Here is a 1,386-nt window from a genome sequence, read left to right as displayed (position 1 = left end):
CGGCGCAAGCAGCCACGCCCGAGCCTGCAGCTGCCGGCGATCTGCGCCGACAGCAGATGATCGACGCGCTGGCGCGCCGCAAGCGGTTGGGGATGTAGGCCATGGCCGAGAATTCCGCGATTTCCTGGACGCGCCACACCTGGAACCCATGGATGGGCTGCACGAAGGTTAGCCCAGCCTGCGACGGCTGTTATGCCGAGGCAATGATGGATAAGCGCTATCACAAGGTCGAGTGGGGCGGGCCCGGCAAAGGTGTCGGCACCCGCGTCCGGACAAGCGCCCACACCTGGAATGATCCGTACCGCTGGCAGCGCCAGGCCGAAAAGGACGGCGATCGGCCGTTCGTCTTCTGCGCCTCTCTGGCCGATATCTTCGACAACCAGGTGGATCCGCAATGGCGGGCCGATGCCTTCGATGTGATGCGCAAGACGCCGCGGCTCGTCTATCTGCTGCTGACCAAGCGGCCGCAGAACGTCAACAAGCTGGCCTTCGAAGCCGGCGGCCTGCCGCGCAATGCGGCGATCGGCACGACGATCGAGGATCAGAAGCGGGCGGATATCAATGTGCCGGCGCTTCTCGATGCGAAAAGCTGCACGAGCGCCTTGTTTGCTTTTGTCTCCTGCGAGCCGCTACTCGGCCCCATCGATCTCAACCGCATCCACGAGAGCGGCGTCTCCCAATACGGATCCCGGTGGGATAGCTGGGAAAGTGCGCTCAATGGCAGGCGGTTCGATCCGTGGTCCGATGGCGACATCGATGCGCCGAAACTCGATTGGGTGATCGCCGGCGGCGAGACCGACCAGGGCGGCCATATCGCTCGCAGGCCACATCCGGATTGGTTCCGTAGCCTGCGCGACCAGTGTGCGGCCGCCGCCGTTCCATTTCATTTCAAGCAATGGGGCAACTGGGCGCCGCCAGCCGGCCTGTTTCCTCCCGACACGCTGTTTCGCGCGCCGACGAAGATTGCCGGCCGGCTGCTCGACGGCGGCGAACACAATGAATTTCCGGCGGTGCCGGCACTCTGAAATCAACTCATGCCGAACATGTATTGCGTACGGCCACCCTTTGGATGGCGCATGCTCGACGTTGCAGAACTTGACCGTATCATTGCCCCGACCGGCTTTTCCGAAGGCTCGATCGAGCGCGGTGCCGGTCTTTCGAATGCCTACCTCTACAAGATCCGCAAGGGTCACAAGCCGCTGACGCGCATGGTTCTCACCCGCGTGCGGCTGGCGATCGCGCGGATCCGCCGCGGCGAAACCAACCCGAACGAGGTGATTTCGTCGGGCAGCTACCGGCTGGCCGTCGCCTATGTGGCGATGGTGCTGGAGATGCAGCCGGAAACGATCCTCGCCGCCGATCCGGCGCGGCGCGCCACCGCCGATC

General features: G+C 64.2%; 2 protein-coding genes. Both read left to right on the top strand.

From position 1 onward, the window contains the following. Positions 1-101: 101 nt before the first annotated feature. Positions 102-1,025, top strand: coding sequence for a DUF5131 family protein (locus MOV76_RS39130; RefSeq protein ID WP_247266595.1), 924 nt, complete (start codon positions 102-104; stop codon positions 1,023-1,025). 51 nt (positions 1,026-1,076) lie between these two features. Beyond that, on the top strand, positions 1,077-1,386 hold a 310-nt coding region (locus MOV76_RS39125; protein ID WP_247266594.1), incomplete at its 3' end, for a hypothetical protein.

Origin of the sequence: Rhizobium sp. PRIMUS64, assembly GCF_023006465.1 — a bacterium.
GTDB classification, from domain to species: domain Bacteria; phylum Pseudomonadota; class Alphaproteobacteria; order Rhizobiales; family Rhizobiaceae; genus Rhizobium; species Rhizobium leguminosarum.
The sequence above is the reverse complement of the archived record's forward strand: the minus strand, read 5'-3'. Positions and strand labels throughout refer to the sequence as shown.